The 219-nt window shown below is 39.3% G+C and carries 1 protein-coding gene; it reads left to right on the top strand.

The genetic code is table 11. The features are described 5' to 3' along the window. A partial coding sequence (locus ACXAGJ_RS24840; protein WP_474843914.1) for an Ig-like domain-containing protein occupies window positions 1-219 on the top strand: 219 nt, incomplete at both ends.

Genomic DNA, 219 nt, shown 5'->3' with positions numbered 1-219 from the left:
TTAGCGATGGTGTCTTCGAATATGTTCCAAATGTTGGATTTAGTGGTACAGATAGCTTTACATATACGATTACTGATGTGGATGGTAGTACGGCTACAGCAACCGTTAATGTAACTGTAAATGATACGGGTGATCCGTTAGCAGTAAACGATACTGCTACTACCATTGAGGATACTCCAGTTACGACAGGTAATGTATTAACAAACGATACGGTTATAG

The sequence above is a fragment of the Aquimarina sp. AWH4_224 genome (assembly GCF_056160245.1).
The sequence above is the reverse complement of the archived record's forward strand: the minus strand, read 5'-3'. Positions and strand labels throughout refer to the sequence as shown.